The organism is Eubacterium sp. 1001713B170207_170306_E7 (assembly GCF_015547515.1).
In the GTDB taxonomy this organism is placed as follows: Bacteria; Bacillota; Clostridia; order Eubacteriales; family Eubacteriaceae; genus Eubacterium.
Map to the genome: position 1 here is coordinate 1 of NZ_JADMVE010000008.1, position 26709 is coordinate 26709.

The window sequence follows — 26709 nt, forward strand, 5'->3', positions numbered from 1 at the left end:
TGGCAGGCGTCTTCATAGTCTGAGGGATCGATGCCGGGTGTGCGCTGCATGGTGCTTAATATCAGCGGCTTAAAGGTCATGAGCAGCAGCTCACAGGCGGCTTTGCCCTCTGCCCGCTCTGGGCTGTTTCTGGGGCTTTTCTGCCCTGTCTGGTAGCACTGTACGTATGCATCAATGGCTTTGTAATCGCTCAAATAAACCTCCTACGCGTCCTCATAGACGTCTGTAATCTCAAGCACAATGCCGGGAAACTGATCTTCCACCACGGCGCTGAATTCGTTAAATTCATCTTCGGCTTCTTCGGCGCTGCGGGCGTAAAAGCCCACCTGCGCCCGGCACTCGGCCTCGACCAGGTAGGCTCTGGAGCGGCACACAATGCCGGGTCCCTTTCCGTATCGGTTCATAATGTCTCTCCTTTCTGCTTTTTCTCTCTGGCGGCCCACATGGCCTCGAAGGCGGCCACCTCGTCATCTGGGTACAGGGCCTGAATGGCGGCTTTCTCGGTATCGGTGAGGGGCGGCAGCAGGTTGAAGCCGTGGATATTGGGCGGCGACTCCTGATTACAATACAATAGAGAAGCTTGTTTATGATTTAGATTATTTATTAACGGTGCGGCCATGTGTGCGGCCGGCGTGCCGGACTGCGTCCATACCTGCGTGCGGTATCCGGTTTCGGCCTGGGTTATCCACAGGGTGCAAAGGCCGGTATCATAGGGGATGAGCTCGTACTCGCCGGCCCGGTTTCCACCGTGCGGATGATAGTGCAGGCGTCCGTGACGCACCAGGTGCGCCCTTGCGCGCGCCACCTGGAACCGGTTTTCAAGCTCCAGGGCCACACACACGCGGCTGTTGGCGATCTTAAAGCGGATGGGCCAGTACCACCGGCCGTCGTCGGCCAGAACGGCGGCCTTGTTGTTGGTGTACATAAGCAGCTGCCAGTAGGCCTGAAGCACCGGGCTGAGGGGGTTGGCCTCCAGCCATTTGTAAAAGGCCAGCAGCTCGGTCAGGTAGTTCATCGGGCCAGATCGGCCAGACTTTTACCACCGCGGCTCATAGGCGCGCCGCTTTGGGGGGCCGTGCCCTTTTCCTGAAGGAGCATTTTACTGAGCTGAAGCTGGCCGCAGAGCGTGATGCTAATGTGATCCTCCTCAACCATGAGCTTTTCTTCCAGCGCTTTCCTTGTGGGCACCTGGGCGTACTTCCGGTTATTCTGGTAGCGGATATATCCCCTCTCCCGCAGCCAGGCGTACAGCCGGTGCAGGCCAATGTCCAGCCCCTGAGCCCGGAGCATTTGAGCCAGCTGCTCCACAGTGCATTCTGGATTGCCGCCCTCTGGCTTCTCCTCTGGCTGGCGCGGCGGCTCGGTCTTTTTCAGATAGCAGAAAGCCGCCGCCTCATACTTCTGCCACAGGGTCTCCAGCTGCTTTTCCAGAAAGCACAGCTCAATGCGCTGATCGATGTCGGGCAGGGTCTCGAAGCCGCCTAAAATACGATCCTCCTGTTTCAGGGCGCACGAACCACACCATGGGTTAAATGCTTTTGGGGCCGTTTGGGTTTTTGGGGTTGTCTGTTTACGATTCATTGTAAACCTCCTGTAAAATTTAGTATGATTTTGTCTTACAGGTAACAGGATACAATAATATTTCCGCTTTTACCAATCGAAAAAGTTTCGGTTAATGGTTATTTTTTTAATAATTTTACTTTTCGCTATTCCCGGCGTATTTTTTCTTCAAACCAATCCCTGAAGCGCCTGCGCCAGCGATAGACGGTGTTGTTCTCGCCGTAAAAGCCCAGCGTGTGCCATGGCCGGTTCTGCTTTCGGCGCAGCCGGCCTGTGCGCAGAAGCTCATCGTTTTCAAACAAATGCGTGAGCACATGCACCACAACGGTCAAGGCGTACCGCACCCAGCCCAGCACACTGGGCGGAAACACCCGCTGGTTCTTTTCGCAGGCTTCACACTGGCGGCTGCACAGCCACAGCAGGATCAGCCTTCCGCCCTCCACCTCCACGGGCTTGGGGCGGCCGTTGACCACGTGCAGCCGGCCCCCGCGGCGCACAACGCTGAGCTTTTTGGGCTTGAGCGCGCCGCCGCAGTGCCTGCAGGTATTGCGGGCTGCCTGTCCGTGAAAAATATATTCGCCGATGAGCTCCCGCCCCTCCTTATCCTCATAGCCGGTGTCCACAGGCTCATAATCTTCGGGGTGGTTCTGTATGCTTATGAGCAGTGAAAGGTACTCAAGCCCGTCTTTTGGTATTTTCATTTTCGCGCCTCTTTCTTAAACAAAAAACCCTGAAGGCCGTATACGCGTGCACGTATACGGCCTTCAGGGTTTTGATGGGTGACAGCCAGTGTCCCATTTTATATTTTTAATAGAATAATTTTTGCTTAATTTTAGTATTTATTTCTATTATAGACTATGTCAAACTAAAGCACAAGGTGTAATATGAAACAATTGACAGACATAAAAACCCCCGGTTCCGATAACCGGGGGCGCTTGAAAGGAAAAGTATTGGGGGAGATTAGGTATTTTGCTTAATCTAAGTAAGAGGTATGTGTGTTCAGAAGTATTTATACCCGCGACGGGGTACTTTAATCATCCTGCTTTATTTTTTTCGCTGCCAGTTTTTTCGTACTTTAAATTGAGTTCAAAAGGCGGTACGCCTCATATAGTGGCCGCAGTATGGACAATAGCGTTCGTCCTTCAAGAGGCGCTCACCACATTCGATACAAATCCGGTCGTCAAAATGATCGTTATGCATTTTTTCTGGCAGCGTATAGCCTGAAATATGCTTTACACTTTTGCCAATCTCATAATAGGAGCGTAAATCCAGACTGGAATATCCGACAAACACATATTTTTTTCTGAAAAGTCCCCATTGAATCGTAAAAAAATGATAGGCTCTCTTTTTACCATACTTGTCCATAAAAACTTCTCTTTTTAATTCTAAAAGTTTACCCTTAAAGCTAAAATCATGTGGAATATATTTTTTTCTGTTGATGTACTTCATCGGATTTATTGTTCCTTTTGTTTGAAAATTCTTTTTTGCTAAGCGGCCACGACTCATGGAGCAGGGGCCTGTTTCATAAAAGAAGAGTACCAGTCTTCCAGCATTATAATCCAAGGAGGACAAATGTGCCGGAAGGGCTGGTACCCTGTGTATATTTAGAGAGAAAGTGTCTTAATATCTTTATTTTCGACTAAAATTCGATTGCTTTAAGGCTTAATACCGTTGCCTCTGTCTCCAGAGCTTCACTTGTCTGAGAACATGTCAGCGGGGGCCTGTGCATCGTCTGGCTGTTTTTCTTCATAAGCGGCTACGGTATCATAGCTGTACTTATTCTGATCCAGTGTTTCTCCTTTCTTAACCAAAATGATCTGGATGGCTTTAATGCCGCGTCCGAGATCCTTACTGCCTGCTTTTTCGCCGTTTTTAGCCCAGCTCATCCAACCGGTATTTTCGCTGTTGACACGATAATACAGGTCGTACGCATCTGCCTTATGGCCTGCCAGGTTCATTGCAACGGCTTCTGTTTTTTCGATTCCTTCTTTTTCAAGGGTAACTTCTAAATCAGCCTTTGCCGGGTCTGTACTGACGGTAACATCGCCCAGAAGCGCATCACTGTCGGGATCGCCCAGGACTTCGCCGTCCTTTGCTGCTGTGCCGTCTGCACTGTAATTAACCTGTCCATAGCCTGGCGCTACCAGGTATGCGTCTTGGGCTTCACTGCCGTCGGCCGGTGCGCTTTCATAATTTCCAACCAGCGCTGTCTGCACGGCGGTAATGGCCTTGCCATAGCCGTGGCTTCCGGCGAGTTCGCCGTTTCTTGCCCAATTGGTCCACCCTTCGCCCTGCACATAAGCGCGGTAGCAGATGTCACTCTGATCATCTTCGCCCTTAAGATTATGCAGCGCAAACGCTTCAATGGCTTCCTGTCTGTTTTCATCGCCTGCGACTTCTCCGGACGCGGTGGTCATCATTTCCTGTCCGCTGGTCATTTCGGTGGTACAGGCAATATCCACCAGATCTGGATTTTGGGAATTAATCTGAATCGCATTGATGGCGGGCGCGCCTTCTTCGGTTGACCCGAGGATTACGCCGTCTTTTGCTGTTTCACTCCAGGGGGTGGCGGCTTCTGCCATCGGTTCTGCGGTTTGGGTTAAAGCCTTCAGATCATAGAGTGTGGCGCTGGCCTTCCGGCTGCTATTGACTTTTATCCGGTAGGATGCCGTGGACTCCAGTTCGCTGTTTTTGGCAAATTTCATATGATCTTCGGCACTGTTATAGCAATCCTCGTCGATCACATATTTAATTTCTGCGGTGCCTTCCTTGAGCCCGGTCAAAATCTGATTTTTCTGGCTGTCGGTCTCAATTTTCACCCGATCACCGCCACTGACGATTTCCCAGTGGCCCTGTCTCGCGTTAAATGTAGCATATTTTGCAGTGCCGCCCTTGCCGTCTGAGTACTGCTTATTCAGATATCCGGCAAGCTCAATATCTCTCAGATAAATCTGGCTGCCCTTTTTAATTTCTGTTTCATGGCTGTTTTTTACGGTATCCACACTCTTTAAGGGATGAAGCGGGATAAAGCCGCAGGTTTCCATAATGGTATCCTTGATGGATCCATTGCTTTCTGTTTCTTCTGCTGTAAAATAGGGCACAAACCGAGCCACACGGTTAACGGTGTCTTCTGCATTATACGCGTACTGGTTTTTACCAGCTTTATCTGTTAAATAGCGTAAGCCCTGGTTTTCTTTGCCATTATAAACACGCTGGAACAGATCTGACTGAGCGTCTGTGCTGCCGCGGTATCGATTTCCCTCATAGGTTGCCAAAACTTTGGGGACGCTTGTTCCTGTTTTATCGTTTCCGTAGTAAACCAGCTTGACATCATAGGAAAGTGCCAGAGGCGTATCCATACCGATTTTATAGGTGCCGTCAGTGTTGCTCTGTTTCATTGTGACGCCGGTATAGCCGGGCAGCGTTACGGACTGTGTGGTATTTTTGGCTTCTGAATAGGTTGTACTATTACTTTCACTCCATCCGCTTGAGAATGCCTGCGTCGCAGTGAATCCCAATTCTGACGTTATTTTTAACCAATCATCAAACCCTGCTTCAACACTAACCTTTGTGCTCTCTGTATATGAATGGGAAAAGCTTCCATTGTCCTCTTTTGTGTGGCTTTGAGCCTTCTGGATTTGTACCCATTGGTCATTTCGGACCTCAATGGGGGTATGGTTTACAGCGCCAGTGGACGTTTTCTGGTCCTCCTTGATATTATTGGTAAATACCGCTTTATCATGGTCTCTGGCCCATCCAATATAGTCATCATTAAGGACTGGTGTCACTCTGAAATTATACAGATAGACACCTAAAACACTGCGTCTTTTTTCAGGCCCATCAATTGGCTCATAATTGTAAATTGCGCCAATTGAGTGCTGTCTTTTTGTCTCATTTTCCAGCGCTTTCTTTTCAACCTTAAGTACGGGATGGCCGTTTATGCATTCTACTGCTTTATTTTCTAAATCTCTTAAACTTTCTCCTGAAAGACCTTCGGCATAAATGATGCCATATCCTTTTGAAGGTTCTACATCCTTATGGTCGATTCCTGAATTTTCCATAGCAGCAATGCCAACATCCGCCCATTGAGAAATCACTGAAGGACTTCCCCGTCCCATAGCCTCTCCGTCATAACCCTTAAAACATGACAAGGTTTTTATCAATTCGTTATAGATCCCTTTTGCATCACTAATATTTTTTTTAATGAGATTCGCATCATAATAGTAAACGCCATCCTTATACTCGAACAGGTGCACATTCGATTTATACCTGTCACCATGTATTTCAATTGACGTTGGCATCCTGAAACTAGCTTCTAGTCCGGCTTCACCTGCTTCCTCTGCCATGACTGGCATCATCGTTCCGGCCATCAAGGCAATGGCCATCACCAAACTGATTAACCGATTCGTCTTTTTCATCTCGACTGCCTCCTTTTCTTCTGTGGTTTGTTCAGTCTATCCTTCAGCCTATCACACAAAAACTTATGAAAAATTTCACCTCCCTTCGTTTTTTTTGGTGTAATGCCTATAGATTCCTTGATACGGTTATTATAACGCCCTCCTCGTGACTAAGACGTTACCGCCAAGCGTGTCTTAAGGCACCGCGCTGAAAAATTAAAATACAGTCTTTGGCAGGCTTTCCATCACAGTGACAAAGCCTCTTTATCTCAACCGCTCCGCTGCTTTTTTATCCTGGATTTTTTCAATAAAATTTTGAATGCTGACATTGGTATTTTCAGCCCACTCATATTCTTCCATATAGATTCCGCTGTATTTTTGTATTTTATCTTCTGCCCCTTTCATAAGCTCGTAATAATCACATTGAAAGGCGTCGGCATCGACCGCCTTTAATGCGGGGTCTTCCTGCAGAATAAAACGAATTTTCTTTTCCGCCAAAAAATCATACAGCCGCTTGAGCGTGGTCCGAAACAGATTTTTGGTTTTCTGGTCCTCTGGCCGGTCCTCCCAAAGCGCTGCGATGGCGTCGCCGGCCGTGAGGGTAGCGCCCTTGCGGTCGACCAGAACGGCCAGGAGCTCTTTTACTTTTTTTCGTGTGAATTTGAGTGGTATTCCGTCTATAAACACCTCGAATCTGGGCATCGTCTGAATATAAACACTGTTTTCCCGAATATTCTGCATACGTGACGCCTTCCCGATTTCTTTTTTCAGCTCTTCATAGCCATAAGGCTTTACCAGATAGCCGATCGCGTCGATTTCAAAGGCCTCCAGGGCATAGTCGCCATAGCCGGTTGTATAAATAAGCCGTATGTTTTGATCCATTTTCTTTAATTGCCGTCCAAGCTCTATCCCGCCAATTTCAGGCATTTCAATGTCCAATACCGCCAGATCCACCTTATGCCGCCGGGCGTACTGAAGCGCTTCCGCTGAATCATAAAAAAGCGCCGCCTGATTGTAAATGCCCGCTCTTTTGGCATAGCTCTTAAATTTAACATGCGCCATTGTTTCATCATCGACAAAGATTACCTTCATTTTTTTCTCCTTCCTCTTCTGCTTTTCCAATGGGTATCCACACGGTTACACAGGTGCCTGCTCCCGGTGCGCTCTCAACCGTCACCCGGGCCTTGCTGGAAATATGAAGCCGGGCTTCAATGTTCCGCAGCCCTACAGAGCCCTGCTTTTGGCCCGTTTTGTTCACATCATAGCCGACACCGTCATCTTTAATGGTAATGACGGCAAAGCCGTTTTCTCTTTTGCTTTTTAATGTCACCTCTCCCCCTTCTCTTTTTTTAGAGAGTCCATGCTTAATCGCATTTTCAACAATTGGCTGAATGGAAAGCATCGGAACCTGAAAATCTGTGAATTCAAGCGCGTATTTTATTGAAATTTTTCCCTGAAAACGCATCTGCTCAATGGAAACATAATTTTTAATCAGCTCGACTTCTTTCTCAAAGCAGATTCGCTTCTGCTTTTCCAGAACGGCAATGTTTGCTCTCAAATATTTTGAAAACGTCACGATGGCCTCATCTGCTTTCTGTGGGTCTTCCAGACACAGGGCTGAAATGGCGTTCAGGGTATTAAAAACAAAATGGGGCCGGATCTGTGAGATCATCATCTGCACCTTTGCTTCGGACAGCTCAAGACGTACGGCCTCTGTCTGTTCGGCCTCTTTAAATTTCTGCCGGATGTAGCTTACAATGAAAAGCATCTGCATCAACGCAAAAATCCCAATTCCAATGTCACACCATTTATCATTCTGCTGCATCGCCAATAAAAATTCTGAGATACCAATCAGGAAATAGAGCGCCAGTATAGCGCCCGATGACAGCATGTACATTAAGCTCAGCCGCTTATAACGCATGCACTCAATCAAAAGGCATATAAAGGCGGTCAGCACCATCATAAACAGAAACAGAAAGATTTTTATTTGAAATGTGTATCCGTCCATAATGCCTGCTATCTGAAAAAACATATAGAGTACCAGTATCAGCAGGGCGGTATACTCCAAAAGCCGTATGACAAGCTTCAGGCGGCTTTCAATCATCGTGCCCATATACCGGAAAATCAAGGCGCTCATCAGAAACAACAGAATACAATCCGCAGACAGTATGACGCCGTTATAAGCCGTCAGCACTGATAAATAACGCCCTCCGACCAGCATCCATAACCCCATCACCACAAAAAGATAAGCGCCATTGAAAATGATCTGCTTGACATTCACCTTTGTGCATTTTAAAATCATGGCGCCGATCCAGAGCGCAATGCCGTTTGCAATAAGAAAAAACGACAGCAGCAGATGGGGCCAGTTATCTGTAATGACCGCACGGATCATCTGACCCAGGCTGCCGCTGTAGATATTGTCTAAAAAGTAATTATAATCCTCTGCCGCCCGGTATTTTTCCAGGCCGGCCGGGTGCGTAAGCTTAAGCTCAATGGTGTCCTCCGGTGATATGCTTTGACGCAGGGCATAGTCATCCCATAAATCGCCTAAGGCGTCATATACCTCCGGGTATTTTCCTTCTTTTCCGTGGGAATAAACCTCTGTGCCGTTTTGAAGCATTTTTACACGAATGTGATAAATTCGAAAAAAAAGGATGGTATCCGCTTCAATTTTCTGCTTAAAGTGCCCCCGGAGCGTTACCTCGTTTCCGATATGCTCTGCGTCTATCTGCCCGTCCTTTATTTGCCCGGCCTGTCCTTCGGTTTGGTAAACCCCCTCAAATTCAATTTTCTGAGGCCGGATCTCGATGGCATTCACCGCATAAGGCTGATATTGTAAAACACTCACCAAAAGAAACACACTGCACAGAGCCGCAAGAATACCATAAATTATTTTGTTGTAAAAATTGATATTCCTGTTCATTCTTTCCTCCTGTTCTCTTGATATAAGGTGCCGTCCCCCTATTTTACAGATTTTTTGAATTCAATCGTATCCGCCTTTGTTTTTATTCCTGTTCATCCCGGTCTTTATAAATCTGTGCACACAGCGCGCAGCCGGTTGGCGTTGCGGCCATCCCTCCAAGGGCTGTCTCCCGCAGCTCTGGCGGCGCTCAGGCACATCTGGGGGGTGCCGCCAAAGAGCTCGGTCAATGCCCTGCTTCTCTGGCATATTTGAAGGAATCCCGGATACGGTAGTCCTCGGTGCCAAAGCCCAGAATTCCGGCTACCAGGGCTTTGTCTGTGCCGTGGCCGCGGTAGGTCTGGGCAAAGGAGCCGTAGAGCTCAAACACCACCTTCTGGATGGTTCCCCTGACCATTTTCCGGGCCAGCAGCGCGATTCTTAAGGCGCCTGCGGTATGTGAACTGGAGGGCCCAATCATGTTTGGACCGATAATGTCAAATACGGATAGTTCTTTCAATTCCTTCCCCCTGTATCCATTTTTTTATTTTTTCTTTTGATACTTAGACCATACCGAGGTGGTATCCTCAAGCTTCAGCAACGCCGGGTCGAAAACGGGTTCTTCAATGCCATTTCTCTTTTGAAGCTCGTAATCCTTCATGATTTTAGCCACCTGCTTGGAGAGCAGTAAAATCACAACAATATTGATCCAGGCCATGCAGGCCACACCGATGTCCATCACATTCCACAGCATGGAGGAATCCGCGATCCCGCCAATGAAGATCGCTGCCAGAAAGGCCACGCGCAGGACTGCGCGTCCCAGTGTGCCTACGTTTCTGAACAGGTAGCGAACATTGCTTTCAATCTGGTAGTAATACCCCAGCAGGGTTGTCAGGGCAAACAGCGCGATGATGACGCTCAGGATTTTACCTTCCCACAGGAGTGTGTCCGGTGTTAAATTGTTGAGCGCGGTTTGTACCCAGAGGGCTCCCTGCTCAATATTTTGGGCATTGTTAACCAGCATCGCGCCGGTTCTTTCATTCATCACATTGTAGATTCCAGACAAAAGGATGACAAAGCCGGAGATGGTGCAGACGATAAAAATACTCAGGTAAATCGACAGCGCCTGAATCAGGCCCTGCTTTGCAGGATGTGTCGCTTCCGCTGCCGCGGCCATGATTCCTCCGGAGCCGTAGCCCGCGTCCGTCGAAAAAATCCCGCGGCGCACCCCCCAGGATACCGCCGATCCCAGAATACCGCCAAAAATAGCGTTTATGCCAAAGGCAGAGCTGAAGATCATCCCAAGGACATCCGGAACCTTTGTGATATTCTGAATAATGACCGCGATGCCGAACAACAAGTAAATGGCACACATAAACGGCGCCAGCCCCTCCGCCACACGGCCGATCCGTTTAATGCCGCCCCAGATAACAATTCCAATAAGCCCTGTTCCGATAACAGCTGTCACGAGTGTATTGACTGCATAAGCGTTCTCTAAGGTCGATACAATGGCATTCATCTGGATTCCAGGCATTAAAATACCGATCCCAAGGATCAGGATCACCGCAAATATCTGAGCCAGCGGCTTACACCTCAGTCCGCGTTCAATATAAAAGGCTGGTCCGCCCAAATATTCATTGCCGGCCTTTATTTTATAGGCCTGCCCGAGCGTGGCCTCCGCCAGTGCCGTGCAGGTTGCAAAAAAGCCAAAGGCCCATATCCAGAACAGCGCGCCGGGCCCTCCGAAAAAGATCGCCGTTGCGACTCCCGCGATATTGCCAACCCCCACGCGCGCGCCGAGGGCTGTGGCAAAGGCCTGGAACGGCGTGATCCCATCATCCGTACCGCCTTTACTTTTTAACACTCTGAACATCTCCTTGAAAAAACGCAGCTGCGGAAATTTGAGCCGGATTGAAAAATAAATGCCTGCCCCCATTAACAGCGCGACAAGCACATTGCTCCATACCAGGTTCTTCACAGCTTCGGTTATTGTCATAAAAGCTTCCATACATTCTCCTCCTGATTAAAATATTCGTATCAGGAGTAATCATGCCACACCAAGTACACCAATAGTACACCAAACGAACCGCTGGCCCTGCGCCATCGTCACTGCCGCACATACAAAAAGAAAAAAGCATCAGATATTTACCTTCTGATGCTTTTGAGCCTTTGTTTTAAAAAACGCTTCTTTCTTTAAACACATTCACGCTTTTTAAATCGATCAACCATAAAAAAACACTGTCAGAAATAGAATTCTGACAGTGTTTGAAATGACTGTATATGGCGTGCCACGAGGGATTCGAACCCCCGACCTTTCGGTTCGTAGCCGAACGCTCTATCCAGCTGAGCTAGTGGCACGCATTGTGAGCACCTGTCGTGCTTACCTTTCATATTATAACAGCTTTCCAAAAGATTGCAAGTCTTTTTTTCAAAAAGTTTTAAAAAATTTCATGCGGCGGGCCTTTTGCCGCCAAAGTTCCCTATGGCCGTCTTTCGTCCTTCTCCTCCTGCATTTTCAGCTTGAGGGTGGTGGCCTTGGCCACAGCCTTTACGCGGGTCTCGATGTAACGCTGCCGCCAGCCGATTTTTTCCACGATGTCGTCGCAGAACACCTGGACGCTGATATCCGGCGCACCCTGTGCCCTTGCGGCGGCTGCTGCCCGTTCCCCGGCTTCCTTTTTTACAAAGGCCACGGCCTCGTCTTTATCCTGGAAGCTTCTGCACTGGCCGGCCACATGGGCCACGTAGCCGTCGTTTTCCTCATCGGGGCGCACCAAGGCGGTGACGCGCTCCTCCACGGCGGCCATGGCCGCGCCCACAGCATTGGCGACCTCGTAATGCTCTGGAACAATTACGGTGCAGCCGGTCTCCTCCTGAATTTTCTCGTACCAGGTTTTGGCCGGCGCGCCAATGGCGATGACGGGAACCTCGTGCGCCGCATACTGGCTGAGCACGCCGGTTTTGATGGTCTCAAGAACCAGCTGTCCGGCCTCGTCTGCGTAGGCCTCGGCGCTGCCGTCTGTCTGGGCGGCCACAGCCTGCCGGGCCAGCTCCCGGTCCCAGCCTTCAAAATCGCCGGTATAGTGCAGCAGGTCGGTGGGGGTCAGGCCCTCGCGGCCGCCGCGGCAGGCGGGCAGAATCCGGTGCCCTGTCAGGCTTGGACGGCCGTCCACCGGGAGGATCTGGGTGTCGCCGCCCAGGCCGCAGGTATTGATCTGGGCGGAGTCGATCTGGGTCTGCCAGTCGCCAACTCTTGCGCCGATGGGCGCCAGGGTCAGGGTATTGTCCAAAACGATGCCGCTGTCGGTGGTGGTGCCGCCCATGTCCACGACCACGCCATCGCCGCAGCCGGCCAGGCTCAGCGCGCCGATAACGCTGGCTGCCGGGCCGGACAGGATGGACTCGATGGGCTTTTCCCGAATAAAGGAGAGGCTGGCCAGATTGCCGTCACCCTTTACCATATATACGGACGCGTCAATGCCCTGGTCGGCCAGCGTCACCTCCACGGCGCGGATAAAATCCTCGAGGATGGGGATCAGGCTGGCGTTGAGGACGGTGGTGACCGTCCGGTCATGGAAGCCCAGCTGGCTGCTGAGCTCGTGGCCGCAGACCACGGGCAGGGCGCACTGCCTTTTAATGATATCCCGGACGGCCAGCTCCTGGCTGGCGTTGCGCACGCTCATCATACCGGACACGGCAAAGGCCTGTACCTGGGGCGCGATGGCCTTGCAGGCCTCGATCACCTGCGCCTCGTCCAGCGGGATAACCTCTTTCCCCTTGATGTTGACCTTTCCCTGAACCTGGGCCCGGTGCGCGTCGGGCAGCTCGCCCTTTGGCAGCTCGCCGATGATGATGAGCCCGGTGGGGCGGCCCTCGCCCTCGACGATGGCGTTGGTGGCCAGCGTAGTGGACAGAACCACCTTTTCAATGGTGTCTGCCGGGTCCAGGCCAAGGCCCCGGATGCTCTTTCCAATGCCGGCGGCCAGCTGGTCTCTGGTGGTCGGTGATTTGGCTTTTTTCAGCACTTTTTTTGTTTTCTGTTCCAGTAAAACGGCGTCAGTATACGTTCCGCCGGTATCAATTCCTAATACTGTCTGCATCAAAAATCCCTTCCTGTCTTTAAAAACTGTCTGTAATGTCCCCATTATAACAAATATTTGCCTGAAAGTCTCTCCTGTTTCGCGTTCTTTCCACACGGCTGCCTCTGGTTTTACCAGTGGTCTCCATTTCCTTTCTGTGTTAAAATAATCTAAAACCAAACGAAAATCAAGGAGCGCTTATGTATCCCACCATTCAAAATATTTTTCTGCTGCAAACCGGCGGCACCATCGGCAGCGCCATCCACGACGGCTGTATTGACGTGGACCCGGAAAAGGGCGATGTCCTGATCCAGACTTACCTGAAAACAGCGTCCCGGCGGGTCGATTTTGAGGTCTGCCGCCCCTTTACCATTCTGAGTGAAAATCTGGTGCCTGCCCACTGGTCCCAGATCATCGATGCCCTGAAAACCGTCGATTTTGACCGTTACAGGGGCATTATCGTGACGCACGGCTCCGATACCCTGCCCTACACAGCGGCGGCCTTAAGCTACTTTTTTGACACCACGCCCATTCCCATTGTACTGGTGTGCTCGAACCATCCGCTGGGTCACCCTGACAGCAACGCCCTGCCCAATTTCAGCGGCGCGGTGGATTTCATCTTAACCACTGGCCTGCCGGGCGTTTTTACCGTCTACGAAAACAAGGACGGCAAAACCCAGATTCATCTGGGCACACGGCTGCTGGAGGCCGACTGGATCAATGACAATTTCCTGAGCTTTGGCGGACGCCCCTTTGCCGTCAATGACCACCACTGCCTTTCCCACGGAAACGCAAGGCTGAGCCCGTCCATTGACGCCCTGAAAAACCGCGGACACCACACCGGCTGGGCCGAAACGCCGGCGTTCACCGAAAAGGTGCTGGCGCTGCGGGCCTATCCGGGCATGGATTACCGCTATATCGACCTGGGCGCCACGCCGCCGGCCGCAGTGCTGCACACCCTCTACCACTCCGCCACCGGCAACGCACAAGGCCCTGACGGGGCATCGCTGGCGGATTTCATCGCCGGCCACCCGGAGACCGACCATTACCTGATCTCCTTTAAAAACGCACAGGGCGACCTCTACGCCACCGGCCACGACCTCATCGGTCAGGGCGGTATCCCGCTGGAGAACATCTCCTTTGAGGCCGCGGTCACCAAGCTCTATTTTGCCTATAACCAGAAAAAAACCGATCCGGCTGACTACATGCGCGCTGAGCGGTTCTTTGAATTTGTGTAAATTAAAATAATTCGTATTTAGCAAAAATTTGCATTTATCTTTTCTGTTTTTCGTTATAAAATAAGGATATATATTAAGGTAACGAATCTAGGAGGTAATATCAATGTACGATGTTGTAATAATTGGCGCTGGGATCATCGGCACGAGCATTGCCCGTGAGCTCTCCCGTTATGATCTTAAAATCGCCCTGCTTGAAAAGGATAACGATGTTTCCATGGGCTCCACAAAGGCAAACTCTGCCATTGTTCACGGCGGCTACGCCGAAGCCCACGCCAAGCTCAAGGGCCGCGTGTGCTACCAGGGCCGCAGGCAGTTTGAAAAGCTGAACGAAGAGCTGAATTTTGGCTTTGCGCCCATTGGCTCGCTGGTGCTGGCCTTTGAAGAGGAACAGAAAAAGGGTCTGGAGGACCTGCTGGAAAACGGACGCCTCAACGGCCTGCCGGACCTCGAGATTCTGGACCACGACGCCATTATGGAAATCGAGCCCAATGTGAACCCTGAGGTCAAGTACGCGCTGTACTGCAAGGGCGCTGGCGTCTGCTCACCCTATGAAATGGCCATTGCTCTGGCCGAAAACGCCGTAACCAACGGTGTCGAACTCTATCTTGAAACCGCGGTGAAGGCCATCGAACGGACCGAAACCGGCTTTGACGTCATCGCCGGCGACGATCAGATTTTTTCCACCCGCTACGTGGTCAACGCGGCCGGACTGTACTCAGACAAAATCTCGGCCATGGTGGGCGTGGAGGATTTCCAGATCCTGCCCCGCTCCGGCGAATACCTGCTCATGGTACGCGGCTCCGGCTCTGCCATCAACCAGGTGCTGTTCCAGATGCCCACCAAGATGGGCAAGGGCATACTCGTCACGCCGACCTATCACAACAACCTGCTCATCGGCCCGGACGCAGTCAACGAGGAAAGCGTCGACCGTGACACCCACGCCGAACGCCTTTTAAAGATTTTCAAGGAAGCGACCCTGACCACCGACAAGCTGAACATCAAACAGTTTATCCGCAGCTTTACCGGCGTGCGGTCCGTCAGCACCACCGACGACTTTATCGTCGAGGAAAGCCGTGTGCCGCATTTCATCAACGTTGCCGGTATCCAGTCACCGGGTATTACCTCCTCACCGGCCATCGCCCAGATGGTCGCCGGGATTCTGAAGGACGCGGGCCTTGACCTCCGTGAGGACCCTGACTTCAACCCGCACCGCGATCCCATCATCACCAAGAAGGACTTAAAACCCATGAAGGAAATCCTGCCGCTCTTAGACCTGCCGCTGGGCGATCCTGAGCGCATGGTCTGCCGCTGCGAGCAGGTCTCCGAGGCCACCATTCTGGACGCCATGCGCCGCGGCATTCCCGTTACCACCATCGATGGGATCAAGCGCCGCACCCGCGCCGGCATGGGCTGGTGCCAGGGCACCTTCTGCCGCCCACGCGTGGCAGAGGTCATGTCCAAAGAGCTGGGCTACGAGATCGACCCTGGCTTTGACATTGAGCACAGCGGCGTCAACCGCATCGGCAAAAATGAAATTGTCGCCTACATCGAGGAACATATGAAGGATGAATAAGCCTGCGCTCAGATACAAACCCTGCGGATAAGTCTTTTCCTGCATGGTCTGTATCCTAAAGCGCAGAAAAAGCGGCAGTGCCTGAAGCAGACGCTGCCGTTTTAAATGTCAACAAATCCGAGAGACGAAGCCTTTTACCTAAGAAAGAAAAAAATGTCCTGCAGGCACCACTCTCTAGCCTGTATCGTCCTCACTAAAGCTGCTGCTTTATCTCGCCTGTGTCCGGCTGTTCTGCTGAAGCAGCACAATTCCTGGCCGTTTACCACAATGCCTGGACTTTTTTTCTTATCTGGATAAAAGGCGCAGTCTCGGACTGCGACGCCTCTTTGATCATATGAACGGCAGTGCCTGAAGCAGGTACTGCCGTTTTATTTTTCCTATACCATCAGGCTCATGACAAACTGAAAAACAGAATCCTCGTTTTCATCCCAGAAGGACTGCATGATTTCGGTATTTTCTTCTTTTTCAATGCCCTTTTGAACCTGGCCTTCCCAGGATTTGATTGCTTCTGATTTGATTTCCATGATTTTCCTCCTATTTATAAATGCCGTATTCGTGCACAAACTCGTTGACCGCGCGGAAATTCTCCGGCTTCACATCCTTAACGGTGAGCAGGGATTTATCCGTAGTAAACAGGTAGCCGCCGTCCGGGGCTGCCTTGTCGATGATTTCCTTAGCCGTGTCGATACACTGCTGCACGGTGCCGGTTCTCAGGATGCTGAGGGGCATGTTGCCCATGATACACATCTTTTTACCCAGCTTTTCCTTGACCACGCCCAGATCGTCCTCCTCAAAATAGCCGATAACGCCCTTTGGCAGCTCCTGAAGGAACTCATAATAGCGGGTCCAGTTCTTCTCAAAGAACACCTGAATGGTGTAGCCCTCGCCGGTCAGCTCGTCCACCAGCGCCTTAAAGCTTGGCCAGTAGAGCTTCTCAAAGTCCTTGGTGCGCATGTAGGAGGGCATGTGCAGCGGCATGAAGATGGATGCGCTGCCGCCCGGTGTGGGGTTGCTCAGACGGGCCAGCTTGGCCATGAGCGGCGTAGAGACCTCTGCCGCCTGACGGATCTGTTCGGAGTGGCGGCGGATATCCATGGACGCGCCGCTAAAGCCGCGCAGCTGGTCTGCCACAAAGTCAAAGGGGGCTTCGGTGATGCCGCGGCGCAGGTTGGGCACCCCGTACTTTTCTGCCACCAGGTTATTGCCGGCCGCGATTTTGCCCATGATGCGGTTGTTGGCGTTGATGGCCCGCGCCCAGTTCAGGCCGCCCTCCATGCCCTCTGCCGCCAGCGCCGGGTATAGTCTCGGCACTACCTTGTTGACAATGGTTTTGTAAGGGTCTGCGATGTACTCATCGTATTCGTCGGCGTTTAAGCCGGACACCTCCGGATGCTGTACGTAGCCGTTGCTGTCGTTGGGCACAAAGGATTTGGACTGCATGACCTTGTAGAATAGCGGGAAACGGCCCATGTAGCCGCCGCCGTCAAAATAGAAGTCCTCGTAAACCTTAGAGTAGGCCTCCGCGATGCGGTCCACATTCCAGAGGGCTTCCTTCATGTCAAAACCCGCGTATTCGATGGCAAAGGTCGGATCGACCTTACAGATAACCGGAATGCGGTCCGGTTGTTCAAGATTGACTGCCTTCTGGCATCTTTCCAAGCTTTCCTGATATTTACTCATTTTACACCTCGTAATGTTTAAAATTATGATTGATTTTTTCCAAAATTGTACGCTTATTTAAATTAATCCACATCCATAATGCTTGTCCTTTTCCCGGAAATGTGATATTCTAATGAAATATCTAATGAAAAGGAGCCGCTTTATGTACGAAAAAGGGGTTCAGACCCGCAACATGATCTATCAAACCGCCAAGCAGCTGTTTTACGATAAGGGCTACGAAAAGACCAAGATCAAGGAGATCGCCGACACGGCCGATGTCCCCATCGGTCTTTTTACCTACTATTTCAAGACCAAGGACAAGATCGTCCAGCACATTTACTCCGAGTTTTTCACCCAGATCAGCCTTCGTATTACCGACCAGACAAGGGAGGGGCTGGATAACTCCATCCTGCGCCACGCCATCCTGTCCTGGATTTACTATGAGATTATCTTCAGCGACGCGAACAACCGCCGGTTTTACTATGAAAACCTCAAGAAAACCTCAAATTACCGGATCATGAACAAGACCGCGACCCAGACCTACCGCCGCTACGTGGAGGACTTTAACGTCGTGATCTCCGACCATGACTTTGAGAACATCCTCTATCTCGACTTTGGCGCCCGACGGGAATATTTTCTGAATTTCTTCGAGAAGCCCCTCAACGACTCCACCGACGATGTGATCTTCCTGATCAACGGCATTCTTCCCAGACTGCTGGGCATTGACCAGAACACCATCACCACCATGCTTTACAAGGGCATCAACACTGCCAAAACCATCCGCTGCGATGATATTCACTTCCTTGTATAAAGGAGAGCGGTCAACGTCGCAAAGCTTTAAAAGGCGCAGTCTCGCGCTATGCCACTTCTTTGATCGTCCGCAGCCCGCTTCCAGAAAAGCAGGGCTGTTTTTTTATTCCTCCGCTTTTTTGGCGTTTTTAGCTGCCAGCAGAACCAGAATCCCCAGAAGCGGACCTGCCGCCATGGCGGTCCAGACCGAGGAAAAGCTGCCGGTGCTGTCAGACATAAAGCCAAATACCAGCGGCCCGATGAGCGACGCCAGCTGGAACATGACATTGGTAAAGCCTGTGGCCGTGGCCGAAAAGGCCGCTCCGGAATAATCAATGACAATGGCGTTGAGATGCGGGTTGGCCGTGTAGGAGAAGAAGCCAAACAGGAAGCCTGTCACCATCAGCGCGCCCACGCTGGTCTGCAGGCCAAAGACAACCGTGATCACCACCAGAACCAGGTAACAGCCCATGATGAACTTACGGCGGTCCAGATGGAATTTGTCAACGATAAAGCCGGATATCACCGAAGCGATGATGCCGCCGGCGCTGTAAAGCATCATGACCTGTCCGGCCACAGCGCTCTCAATCCCGAGAGAGCCCATATAGGCGTTGGCCCAGGTCGCGGTGCCCAGAGACACCCACATCAGGCCAAAGCCGGCCAGCCCTACGAGCACCACGCCCTTGTTTTTCAGGACATCACCCAGGCTTGAGAAAAAGCCAACCCTGGCGATCTGGCTTTTATCCACCTTTTCGCCCTTAACCAGTATAAAAACTAGAACCGCGATGACCATGGCGATGATGCCGATCACTCTGAAAGCGCCCTGCCAGCCCATGCTGTTCAGCAGAACCGGTCCCATGTAATTGCTTAAGAGCAGCCCGGCTGTGGGGCCGACAAGCAGAATCCCAAAGGCCATGCTTCTCTCGTTCGGCTTGAAGTATTTACTGATCATCTTTCCGCAGCAGGCCATGATACAGCCTGCGCCCAGACCGGTGGCCACTCTCAGGGCAAAGCCCATCTCGTAGCTTGTCATCATGGACAAGAAGAAGGTGGCCACGCCGCCGATCAGCAGCGAGATAGACATAACAAACTTGACGCCGAAGCGGTCGGCCAGCATGCCGCCCGGAATCTGAGTGATCAGATAGCCGGTGTAAAAGGCCGACATATAAGCCCCCGCCTCGGTGGCAGACAGGCCGAATTCCTTACTCATGGTAGGAATGAGCGGCGACCAGATAAACCGTGTCATAAAGGTGACGGTAAAGCTGGCCAACAGAATAAATAACATAAACCAACGGAAACCAGAGCTTTCTTTTGCTGCTTTTTCCATTTTCCCCTCCAAATTTTCTCACAATCAATTTTTATAAACCTCATGAAATTTACAATATTATTGTATGCGTTATCCGCCAATTTGTCAACTAAAATTTTGTATTTTTTAATTATTTTATAATTTTTATCGATTAAGTTTCAATGTTGTTTTCGATTTTTTGGCTTTTTTAGGTTGTTTTAAAGTTATCTCACACAAAATCTCAATCGGATAATCCTTTCAAATTTTATAATTTACTTTATTTTTATAATATTATATTTTCTATTCAAAACATAAAAAAAGAAGCCGAAATCAAAAGATTTCAGCTTCCATCCATTACAGCCGCCACCCTACCAGCCCATGAAACCGCCGGCAATGGGCACCCACACAGCCACCAGGCCTGCCAGAGCCAGCTGGATAAAGGCCGTCGATTTCGGCATGTCCATCATGGTGTAGTATTTGGTGGAATAGGTGATGAGCGGCACCGTATCCAGCGGGAACAGGTAGCAGTTGCTGGCGCAGATGCCCATCGCCACCAGCAGGATAATCGCGCTGACACCGGTGGTGCCCGCAAAGCTGACCATGGCCGGTGCCAGAACCGCGATGAGCGCCGGCGCCACCGGTATGACCAGCAGCATCAGAAAGACCAGGATGCTCACCGTAAACACCACGCCGGCGGTTGGCAGGCTCAGGGTAGCGGGCAGCACCGTGTCGATGAACCAGGCACTTACACCGTTGGCCACAATGCAGTTGGCAATGCAGAGCACTGTCCCCACCAGGAAAAAGGCTTCCCAGCTCACGCTTTTCACAAAGCCCTTCCAGGTCAATACCTCCACACCCGGCAGAAAATAGCAGACAAAGCCAAACAGGGCAATGACCGTCACATCCAGAAACGGCAGCCAGGAGCTGGCGATCCAGAAGGCCAGCATGCCCAGCGTGATGATGATAACCATCGCCTCCTTTTTCTCGATTTTATCCGGCACAGCGATGGTCTCCAGATAGGCCTGGATTTTATCGTGCCCGACCTCCGCGGGCTTGTAGGCCTTGATGATGGCAAACCAGGCGATGGGCAGGAGCACCACGGCGATGGGGATGCCCACAAACATCCACTGGACAAAGGTGATGTTCATATCGGTCAGCTGGTTCAGTAAATCCATGGTCAGCAGGTTCAGCGAGGTGCCCGCAGGCGTCATGATGCCGCCGATCATGCTGGACACCGGAATGGCGATCATGATGGCCTTGCCGGTGCGCTTCCGGTCGGCCTCCGACTCAAAGATTTCCAGAAAGCCCAGACCGATGCCCATAAAAATAGCCGTGGTGGGCACATTGGACACCAGCGACGAGATGGCCGCCGCGCAGATCATAATGGCCAGCAGGATGGTCTTGACATTTTTTCCAAAGACCCACATGAGGCCGATCAAAATCCGGCGGGACAACGGTACTCTGGCCACCGCCTCCGAAATACCGAAGGACACCAGCACAAAGTACAGGATCGGGGTGGTGTAACCGCTGAGCGCGGTTTTCAGGCTGTCCGCGGCGTCCAGCGTGGGCAGCAGCGCGATACAAAGAATGCAGATAACACCGATGGGAAGGGCCTCTGTTACCAGAAGCATCAGAAACGCCAGCAGAATACCAATGGTCGTAAAACCTTCACTGGTAAGCCCCTGAGGGGCCGGCAAAACGAAAACGGCCGCTAAAAGAACAACACTCACGATCAAGCCCAAAAGCTGTCTTTTTTTCATCTTATTCCTCATTCTTATTTAATTCGTGGTATAAAAAAGGAGCTCCCGAAAAAAGAGAGCTCCTATGTACTTTTCTATGAAGGTTTTATACGGCGGTCTGGTCATCCGCTTCAGCCTTTTCGATGGCAGCTTTTTTGCGCAGGGCAATCTCGCCGTCCATTTCCATGACTTCCTTGTCACTGAGCTTGTAGAACAGCAGCGGAATGATGGCAACCGCGATAAAGATCGCCGGAATGATAAAGCACATGACGGTCGCGCCGCTGACTAAGCTGTCGGTAATGGCCGCTTCGGCAGAATAACCGATGATGCCAAGGCCAGTGGTGATAACCAGACCTCTGAGCACGATGGACATCTTGATGGAGAAGGAACACAGCCCCATGATAAAGCCCTTGGTGTTCTTGCCGGTTTTGTATTCGCTGTAGGTGGCGCAGTTGGTGTAAAGGCTGGTGGTGAGCCCGTAAGCCACACCAAAGAATACCTGGCTCACAAAGATGAGCACAATAACCGCAATCTGGCTGCCCGCAAAGAAGTAGGCAATGGCCGTAAAGACCACACAGCCTGCCATGCCGATGATGGTGGACATTTTTGTCCCGAATTTGGCGACCGCGTGCTTGGAGAGCAGCGAGCCGACCAGTGTGCCGAGGTTAAACGCTAAGAGCACATTTCCGGTTACAGCCGCTGAGCTTTCCGGGAACATTACCTTTGAGTAGTAAGCGACAAAGGCCATAAGGGCATAGTAGCCGATCAGGCGGATAAAGTCGCAGAAGACCGTGGCGACCAGCGGCGGGTTGGCGAACACGCCCTTGAGCATATCCAGAACCGATACCTTTTCCACAGTAGCGAGCTCTGTTCCCTTTTCAGCCTTTGGCTCTGGCAGGTCGTAGCCCTTTGTAATAAAGTAGTGCACATAATAACCAACCAGCATCAGTGCCGCGCCGACAAGGGCTGTGCAGGTATAGCCCCAGACAGCGCCGCCGCCGCCAAACAGGCCGGCAAAGGCAACCGCCATGAGCGGAACAAGCTTCGATGCAAACAGTTTACCAATGCTGGAGCCTGCTGAGATACGGCCGGATAAGTGGGCGCGCTCGGTGGGCTCGTCGGTCAGAGCGCCGACCAGTGAGCGGTTGGCGGTCCATGCGATATTCCAGATAAAATGACTGATGATAAATCCTAAACAAATGACAATCGCAGCGGTGAGGTCTGTGCCCACCTTGGTAAACTGGAGTGCGAAAAAGACAATGACAAAGGGCGGTCCGTAGAGCAGCCAGGAACGGTACTTGCCGTGCTTCAGGTTGCATTTGTCCACGATGGCGCCGGCCACAATGGCGGAAACCGTATCGCAGACACCGGTTAAGGTTGAAATAATGGCCGCCCAGGCCAGTGGCAGGTGCGCAACGTCTGTTAAAAAGATGAGGAAGAATGACGTTTCGACCGTGGTCATGAAAGAAAATCCGGCGTCCCCCAGGCCAAAGAAATTCTTGATCTTACTGTTAATACGCTTCATAATTTTATTCCTCTTTCCCCTGTTTTGAAGCTGGAGCCGGTCTTACCCGGCCCCGTAACATCTCCATGCGTGAATTTTATAAAAACAACTGGAACACAAAGCGGTAAATGGCTTCCTCGTAGGACTGCACCACTTCCGCGTCCGCGATTTCCTCTAACTGAGGGCGTTCCTTAACGTATTCTTCCCAGGTTGTGTAATATTCGCTGTTCATGATTTTTTCTCCTTTAAATTCTTAGTAGACGCCGTAAGTTCTAACGGTTTCAATCACGGCCTTCAGGTTGTCAGCAATCGGTCCTGCCAGTGAGTACAGGCTCTTGTCCGTGTTGAAGATGAAGCCGCCGCCCGGCGCCAGAATGTCGATCAGCTCTTTGGCCTTGTCCACACATTCTTTCTCGGTCGCGGTCTGGAGCATGGTGATCGGGAAGAAACCGGAAATAATATGGTCCTTGCCCACCTTTTCCTTGGCAAGCTTTGGATCGCCGAATTCAAACTGCATTTCGACACGGTCCTTCAGCGATGCCAGATAATCAATCTTCTTCATCCAGTCCTGCTCTACAAACAGCTTGACGCCTGCGCCGTGGTCGGACAGGTACTGCATGAGCGCTTCAAAGGTCGGCCACCAGAATTTGGCAAAGTCCTTTTCCTTCATGAAGGGCGCCATGTGCAGCGGGATAAAGGTTCTCGCATAGCGTGAGGAGCCTGGTACAATCCCGATTTTTTCCATGTGCGGCAGAATGGCCTCAACCGCTGCGACCACCTGTTCCTTGTTCCGCCGCATATCCTTGATGATGCCGGTGAAAGAGCGGATAAAGTCGGCCATGAAGTCCAACGGCGCTTCGGTCATGCCGCCCTTTGGCAGTGCTGCAAAGCCGTATTTGTTCGTCATCGCAACGGCAACGCCGCCCATGGCCGCGTCGATGTCGCATTTTGCCTTGTAGCCCTTGGCAAAGTTAAGGGCCGCCCGCATGGGCTCAGTGTCCAGTGCGGCGAACAGGCGCGGCATCAGCTTTTCAACCATACATTTGTAAGGGTCGGCGATGAATTCGTCGTATTCCTCCACCTCCAGGCAATGGACCTCAGGGTGCTGCATGGTGCCGGTGTTGCTCATGATAATGCCCTTGGCGCCTAAGATTTCGTAAAATCCCGGCGGCCGCAGGGTGGGCGCGATGGGCGCTTTATCGGTTGGAAACTCAGAACAGACCTTGTCAAAGAAAGTCTCAAAGGTTTCAGGATTCCACTGGGCTGTTTTCATGTCCATGCCCGCGTACGGAATGGCTGCATCCCATGTGATCGACAGCTCAATGGGTACGCGCTTTGGCTGTACGCCATCATAAACATCCTTGAACAGCTGGGTTCTTTCCGCTTGCAGTTGTTTTACATCACTCATTTTAATTCCCTCTCTTAAAAACCAACGCATTGCTCCGGATCAGTGCGTTTTTAGTATAATCTTTTTGCTTACTGTTTTTTCAGTAAATTTCTTTTTGTTTACTGAAATGATAAACCTTTTCAGGATTTTTGTCAAGGATTTTTTTATTAAACTTTTTATTTTTTACTGTTTTAACAGTAAAAAATAACACTTTTTCTGGAATCTAGGCCCTTTGAAGCCTTTTCCAAAAAAAGTGTCTTTTTGATTATATTAAGCTATTGCAGCAGTCCGATGACAAAATTCATGAACGCCGCCTCATCACCCTCCCAGATTTCGCGCACCAGTGCTTCCCGTTCCGGGTCCAGCGCCATGGTTTCTTTGACATCCTCAAAGGGGAACAATCCTGTTTTTACGTTTGTATCCATGCTCAGCCTCCTAATATTTTCCATGCTCGCGGACATAGGCGTTGACCGCGGTGATGTTTTCCATGTTGATATCCCGCACCGATGTGGTGATCTTGTCAAAGCCAAAGGCGTAGCCGCCGCCCGGCGCCAGAATATCCATCAGCTCCTTGGTCTTGTCAAGGCAGGCCTCCTTTGTTCCCTGAGCGATGGTCGTCACAGGGAAAAAGCCCGTCACGCTCATGACCTTTCCGAGACGGTCCTTGATGATCCTGGGGTCTGCGTACTCAAAGCGGCCCAGAATCCGGCCGGCCGGCAGCTCTTCCAGATAATCGTAATAGCGGGTCCAGTCGCCCTCAAAGAAAATATAAAGGTAATGGCCCTTTTCCACCAGCGCTTCTACCATCTGCTTAAAAGTCGGCCACCACAGCTCGCCAAAGACCTTTTCGCTGAGGTAGGGCGGCATGTGCAGCGGCATAAAGACCATCTGGTGGGCGGCCGGCGGCGCCACGCAGGCTTTCTGGATCATCAGCGGCAGCAAGGCTTCACAGGCCTCCTTTACCTGGCTCTTATGGCGGCGGATGTCCTTTGAAATGCCTGTAAAGCTTCGGAGCAGGTCGGCCAGAAAGTCAAAGGGCGCTTCCGCCGAAGCCGTCGTGACAAGCGGCAGGCTGTTATCCTCAAGAACCTGGCCTACCGCCGCGTTAAAAGGCCCAAAGGTCCGGTTAAAGGTCATCATGCCTCTGGCCAATGCCATGGACCGGCAGGGTTCGGGCTTATCAAAAACCCCGTAGAGCCGCGGCAGGCAGGTGCCCGCCAGAAAAGCGGCCGGATCGTCGATGAGCGCGGCGTATTCAGTGTCCTCCATGGCGTGCACCTCCGGATGCTGAACGTAGCCGTCCCTGCTCTGCACAAAGGATCTGGCCTCCAGAGTGCTGTAATACCGCGGTGAACGGTAAAAGGTGCTCCGGATAAAATCGCCGTCATAGGCCGGCATGGCCTTTCCCATGGCGTCGATGATGAGACGGGTGTCCCAAAGCCCCTCAAACATGGGATACCCCGCGTACTCGATGGCCAGTTCCGGCGTGACCACATGCTCGATGGGCACATAGTCCGGCGCCTCCAGCGCCACAACTCTGCGGATATTCTCAATCCGCTCCTGTTTTTGATTCATTTGATTACCCCTTTCCCAATACATAATTTACATAACCGTAGAATCCTCACATTATTTTCGGCTTTTTTAAAAATAGCCGATTTATAACTTGCATTATAGGGCCTATTTCAGGCTTTGTCAAACATTTTTATTAAAATCTTTTATTTTTACTGTTATTTTTTCACTGAAAACCCTGTTAAATCCACGTCTTTCAGGTTTTTTAATTTTTTTCAGAACAAAGTTATGCTATACTGTTAAAAACAACAGCAGGGAGCGCACCATGGCAAAAGCAGTATCCGACAAGGGATTGAAAACTAAAAACCGAATTCTTGAGATCGCCCGGGCCGATTTTCACAGCAAAGGCTTCGCAAAAGCGTCGGTCAAGGAGATCTGCGCCCAGGCCGGAATCCGCACCGGCACCTTTGCCTATTATTTTAAGACAAAGGAAGACCTGATCAAGGCCATCTACTCCGAGCTCCACCTCCAGACCTACGCCTTTGTGGAAAACCACCGCCCGGAGCAGGGCCTCAACAGCATCGAGAAGAACACCTACACGGCCTTTCTGTACTACGCCGCTGTCTTTAAGGATGACGCCACTACCCGCTTCCACGCCGACACCCTCCGGCGGGAATCCATCCAGACCTTTCTGGGTCAGAATTTCCGCCACGTTTACCGTCAGTTCATCAACGACTGCGGCTATACCCTGAGCGACGCCGAGCTCTACACCCTCAGTCTGGCCGACCTCGGCATGCGGCGTGAGATCGTCCTTGATTTCATCGAAAATCCAAGGCCTGGACACACCGTCCGGGGTCTCATCGCCCACCTTTACCTTTACCGGAGCCGGCTTTTTAAAATTGATGAGGAGCAAATGCAGGCTTACCTGCTGCGGGGCGAAGAATTTGAACAAAAATATGACCATTCAAAAATAAAGCTTCTGGTCTGAAGCCATCGCTAATATTTACATTGACACGTCAAAATTCTGCCCGGTTCAGGCGCTTTATGCCTTGTCCTCCCCAAAAATTCATGTTAAAATTTGGTGTAGTATT

General features: G+C 51.2%; 24 protein-coding genes, 1 tRNA gene and 2 pseudogenes. 4 read left to right on the plus strand and 23 right to left on the minus strand.

The features are described from left to right. The 14 genes and pseudogenes from I2B62_RS17095 to I2B62_RS17155 all read right to left on the minus strand — a co-directional run. Positions 1 to 194 (minus strand): annotated as a pseudogene (locus tag I2B62_RS17095) (sigma-70 family RNA polymerase sigma factor); the annotation flags it as partial. Positions 195 to 203: 9 nt separating this feature from the next. Continuing rightward, positions 204 to 404: a hypothetical protein gene (locus I2B62_RS17100; protein WP_195270254.1), complete on the minus strand. Its 201-nt coding sequence runs from the start codon at positions 402 to 404 to the stop codon at positions 204 to 206. Beyond that, complete coding sequence (locus tag I2B62_RS17105; protein ID WP_195270255.1) at positions 401 to 1015, minus strand: restriction endonuclease subunit S; 615 nt, start codon at positions 1013 to 1015, stop codon at positions 401 to 403. The genes I2B62_RS17100 and I2B62_RS17105 overlap by 4 nt, the downstream gene beginning before the upstream one ends. Beyond that, entirely contained in the window at positions 1012 to 1581 is a 570-nt protein-coding gene (locus tag I2B62_RS17110) for a phage antirepressor KilAC domain-containing protein (RefSeq protein WP_195270256.1), read from the minus strand. The genes I2B62_RS17105 and I2B62_RS17110 overlap by 4 nt, the downstream gene beginning before the upstream one ends. Before the next feature lie 125 nt (positions 1582 to 1706). Beyond that, on the minus strand, positions 1707 to 2261 hold the full coding sequence (locus tag I2B62_RS17115) for a hypothetical protein (protein ID WP_195270257.1): 555 nt from the start codon (positions 2259 to 2261) through the stop codon (positions 1707 to 1709). A 385-nt stretch (positions 2262 to 2646) separates the two neighbouring features. After that, complete coding sequence (locus tag I2B62_RS17120) at positions 2647 to 2925, minus strand: zinc ribbon domain-containing protein (protein WP_195270258.1); 279 nt, start codon at positions 2923 to 2925, stop codon at positions 2647 to 2649. Positions 2926 to 3251: 326 nt separating this feature from the next. Continuing rightward, a complete protein-coding gene (locus tag I2B62_RS17125; RefSeq protein WP_195270259.1) occupies positions 3252 to 5978 on the minus strand; it encodes a hypothetical protein in 2727 nt (908 codons plus the stop codon). A 243-nt stretch (positions 5979 to 6221) separates the two neighbouring features. Beyond that, positions 6222 to 7049 carry a response regulator gene (locus I2B62_RS17130; RefSeq protein WP_195270260.1) on the minus strand — a complete coding sequence of 276 codons (828 nt, stop codon included), beginning with the start codon at positions 7047 to 7049 and terminating at the stop codon, positions 6222 to 6224. Beyond that, positions 7027 to 8880, minus strand: coding sequence for a histidine kinase (locus I2B62_RS17135; RefSeq protein ID WP_195270261.1), 1854 nt, complete (start codon positions 8878 to 8880; stop codon positions 7027 to 7029). Before I2B62_RS17135 ends, I2B62_RS17130 begins: the two co-directional genes overlap by 23 nt. 104 nt (positions 8881 to 8984) lie before the next feature. Continuing rightward, positions 8985 to 9107 (minus strand): hypothetical protein, encoded by a 123-nt coding sequence (locus I2B62_RS20715; protein ID WP_279354804.1) that lies wholly within the window; start codon positions 9105 to 9107, stop codon positions 8985 to 8987. 2 nt (positions 9108 to 9109) lie between these two features. Then, positions 9110 to 9376: pseudogene (locus I2B62_RS17140) on the minus strand (serine dehydratase beta chain); the annotation flags it as partial. Between the two features lie 24 nt (positions 9377 to 9400). Next, positions 9401 to 10864, minus strand: a complete 1464-nt coding sequence (locus I2B62_RS17145) for an alanine/glycine:cation symporter family protein (protein ID WP_195270262.1) — start codon at positions 10862 to 10864, stop codon at positions 9401 to 9403. A 273-nt stretch (positions 10865 to 11137) separates the two neighbouring features. Then, positions 11138 to 11214 (minus strand) — tRNA-Arg (locus I2B62_RS17150). A gap of 122 nt (positions 11215 to 11336) precedes the next feature. Continuing rightward, entirely contained in the window at positions 11337 to 12956 is a 1620-nt protein-coding gene (locus I2B62_RS17155; RefSeq protein ID WP_195270263.1) for a hydantoinase/oxoprolinase family protein, read from the minus strand. Between the two features lie 179 nt (positions 12957 to 13135). On the opposite strand from I2B62_RS17155, the gene I2B62_RS17160 reads away from it, so the two are divergent. Both I2B62_RS17160 and I2B62_RS17165 read left to right on the plus strand, forming a co-directional pair. After that, the gene (locus tag I2B62_RS17160) at positions 13136 to 14173 is read left to right on the plus strand and encodes an asparaginase domain-containing protein (RefSeq protein WP_195270264.1); all 1038 of its coding nucleotides are present in this window, start codon (positions 13136 to 13138) and stop codon (positions 14171 to 14173) included. 103 nt (positions 14174 to 14276) lie between these two features. Then, positions 14277 to 15746: an NAD(P)/FAD-dependent oxidoreductase gene (locus tag I2B62_RS17165; protein ID WP_195270265.1), complete on the plus strand. Its 1470-nt coding sequence runs from the start codon at positions 14277 to 14279 to the stop codon at positions 15744 to 15746. Positions 15747 to 16123: 377 nt separating this feature from the next. Here I2B62_RS17165 and I2B62_RS17170 read toward each other — a convergent pair whose 3' ends face one another. Then, complete coding sequence (locus tag I2B62_RS17170; RefSeq protein ID WP_195270266.1) at positions 16124 to 16270, minus strand: hypothetical protein; 147 nt, start codon at positions 16268 to 16270, stop codon at positions 16124 to 16126. Positions 16271 to 16280: 10 nt separating this feature from the next. Then, complete coding sequence (locus I2B62_RS17175; RefSeq protein ID WP_195270267.1) at positions 16281 to 17426, minus strand: uroporphyrinogen decarboxylase family protein; 1146 nt, start codon at positions 17424 to 17426, stop codon at positions 16281 to 16283. A gap of 142 nt (positions 17427 to 17568) precedes the next feature. On the opposite strand from I2B62_RS17175, the gene I2B62_RS17180 reads away from it, so the two are divergent. Then, positions 17569 to 18216 carry a TetR/AcrR family transcriptional regulator gene (locus I2B62_RS17180; protein ID WP_195270268.1) on the plus strand — a complete coding sequence of 216 codons (648 nt, stop codon included), beginning with the start codon at positions 17569 to 17571 and terminating at the stop codon, positions 18214 to 18216. Positions 18217 to 18318: 102 nt separating this feature from the next. Here I2B62_RS17180 and I2B62_RS17185 read toward each other — a convergent pair whose 3' ends face one another. From I2B62_RS17185 to I2B62_RS17210, 7 genes are all read right to left on the minus strand, one after another. Then, entirely contained in the window at positions 18319 to 19521 is a 1203-nt protein-coding gene (locus I2B62_RS17185) for an MFS transporter (RefSeq protein ID WP_195270269.1), read from the minus strand. Between the two features lie 326 nt (positions 19522 to 19847). Next, positions 19848 to 21239 carry an SLC13 family permease gene (locus I2B62_RS17190; RefSeq protein ID WP_195270270.1) on the minus strand — a complete coding sequence of 464 codons (1392 nt, stop codon included), beginning with the start codon at positions 21237 to 21239 and terminating at the stop codon, positions 19848 to 19850. Positions 21240 to 21324: 85 nt separating this feature from the next. Then, a complete protein-coding gene (locus tag I2B62_RS17195) occupies positions 21325 to 22743 on the minus strand; it encodes an MFS transporter (RefSeq protein ID WP_195270271.1) in 1419 nt (472 codons plus the stop codon). A gap of 76 nt (positions 22744 to 22819) precedes the next feature. Next, positions 22820 to 22954 carry a hypothetical protein gene (locus I2B62_RS20720; RefSeq protein ID WP_263422116.1) on the minus strand — a complete coding sequence of 45 codons (135 nt, stop codon included), beginning with the start codon at positions 22952 to 22954 and terminating at the stop codon, positions 22820 to 22822. A 21-nt stretch (positions 22955 to 22975) separates the two neighbouring features. Further along, the gene (locus I2B62_RS17200; RefSeq protein ID WP_243259587.1) at positions 22976 to 24130 is read right to left on the minus strand and encodes a uroporphyrinogen decarboxylase; all 1155 of its coding nucleotides are present in this window, start codon (positions 24128 to 24130) and stop codon (positions 22976 to 22978) included. 254 nt (positions 24131 to 24384) lie between these two features. Further along, positions 24385 to 24534, minus strand: a complete 150-nt coding sequence (locus I2B62_RS17205; RefSeq protein WP_195270273.1) for a hypothetical protein — start codon at positions 24532 to 24534, stop codon at positions 24385 to 24387. A 10-nt stretch (positions 24535 to 24544) separates the two neighbouring features. Further along, entirely contained in the window at positions 24545 to 25684 is a 1140-nt protein-coding gene (locus I2B62_RS17210) for a uroporphyrinogen decarboxylase family protein (protein ID WP_195270274.1), read from the minus strand. Positions 25685 to 25943: 259 nt separating this feature from the next. On the opposite strand from I2B62_RS17210, the gene I2B62_RS17215 reads away from it, so the two are divergent. Beyond that, entirely contained in the window at positions 25944 to 26606 is a 663-nt protein-coding gene (locus I2B62_RS17215) for a TetR/AcrR family transcriptional regulator (protein WP_195270275.1), read from the plus strand. The last annotated feature ends 103 nt before the right edge of the window (positions 26607 to 26709 follow it).

Coding starts and splice junctions, on each gene's coding strand:
- I2B62_RS17100 (WP_195270254.1), bottom strand. CDS start 404: ATGAACCGATACGGAAAGGGACCCGGCATTGTGTGCCGCTCCAGAGCC.
- I2B62_RS17105 (WP_195270255.1), bottom strand. CDS start 1,015: ATGAACTACCTGACCGAGCTGCTGGCCTTTTACAAATGGCTGGAGGCC.
- I2B62_RS17110 (WP_195270256.1), bottom strand. CDS start 1,581: ATGAATCGTAAACAGACAACCCCAAAAACCCAAACGGCCCCAAAAGCA.
- I2B62_RS17115 (WP_195270257.1), bottom strand. CDS start 2,261: ATGAAAATACCAAAAGACGGGCTTGAGTACCTTTCACTGCTCATAAGC.
- I2B62_RS17120 (WP_195270258.1), bottom strand. CDS start 2,925: ATGGACAAGTATGGTAAAAAGAGAGCCTATCATTTTTTTACGATTCAA.
- I2B62_RS17125 (WP_195270259.1), bottom strand. CDS start 5,978: ATGAAAAAGACGAATCGGTTAATCAGTTTGGTGATGGCCATTGCCTTG.
- I2B62_RS17130 (WP_195270260.1), bottom strand. CDS start 7,049: ATGAAGGTAATCTTTGTCGATGATGAAACAATGGCGCATGTTAAATTT.
- I2B62_RS17135 (WP_195270261.1), bottom strand. CDS start 8,880: ATGAACAGGAATATCAATTTTTACAACAAAATAATTTATGGTATTCTT.
- I2B62_RS17145 (WP_195270262.1), bottom strand. CDS start 10,864: ATGGAAGCTTTTATGACAATAACCGAAGCTGTGAAGAACCTGGTATGG.
- I2B62_RS17155 (WP_195270263.1), bottom strand. CDS start 12,956: ATGCAGACAGTATTAGGAATTGATACCGGCGGAACGTATACTGACGCC.
- I2B62_RS17160 (WP_195270264.1), top strand. CDS start 13,136: ATGTATCCCACCATTCAAAATATTTTTCTGCTGCAAACCGGCGGCACC.
- I2B62_RS17165 (WP_195270265.1), top strand. CDS start 14,277: ATGTACGATGTTGTAATAATTGGCGCTGGGATCATCGGCACGAGCATT.
- I2B62_RS17170 (WP_195270266.1), bottom strand. CDS start 16,270: ATGGAAATCAAATCAGAAGCAATCAAATCCTGGGAAGGCCAGGTTCAA.
- I2B62_RS17175 (WP_195270267.1), bottom strand. CDS start 17,426: ATGAGTAAATATCAGGAAAGCTTGGAAAGATGCCAGAAGGCAGTCAAT.
- I2B62_RS17180 (WP_195270268.1), top strand. CDS start 17,569: ATGTACGAAAAAGGGGTTCAGACCCGCAACATGATCTATCAAACCGCC.
- I2B62_RS17185 (WP_195270269.1), bottom strand. CDS start 19,521: ATGGAAAAAGCAGCAAAAGAAAGCTCTGGTTTCCGTTGGTTTATGTTA.
- I2B62_RS17190 (WP_195270270.1), bottom strand. CDS start 21,239: ATGAAAAAAAGACAGCTTTTGGGCTTGATCGTGAGTGTTGTTCTTTTA.
- I2B62_RS17195 (WP_195270271.1), bottom strand. CDS start 22,743: ATGAAGCGTATTAACAGTAAGATCAAGAATTTCTTTGGCCTGGGGGAC.
- I2B62_RS20720 (WP_263422116.1), bottom strand. CDS start 22,954: ATGAACAGCGAATATTACACAACCTGGGAAGAATACGTTAAGGAACGC.
- I2B62_RS17200 (WP_243259587.1), bottom strand. CDS start 24,130: ATGAGTGATGTAAAACAACTGCAAGCGGAAAGAACCCAGCTGTTCAAG.
- I2B62_RS17205 (WP_195270273.1), bottom strand. CDS start 24,534: ATGGATACAAACGTAAAAACAGGATTGTTCCCCTTTGAGGATGTCAAA.
- I2B62_RS17210 (WP_195270274.1), bottom strand. CDS start 25,684: ATGAATCAAAAACAGGAGCGGATTGAGAATATCCGCAGAGTTGTGGCG.
- I2B62_RS17215 (WP_195270275.1), top strand. CDS start 25,944: ATGGCAAAAGCAGTATCCGACAAGGGATTGAAAACTAAAAACCGAATT.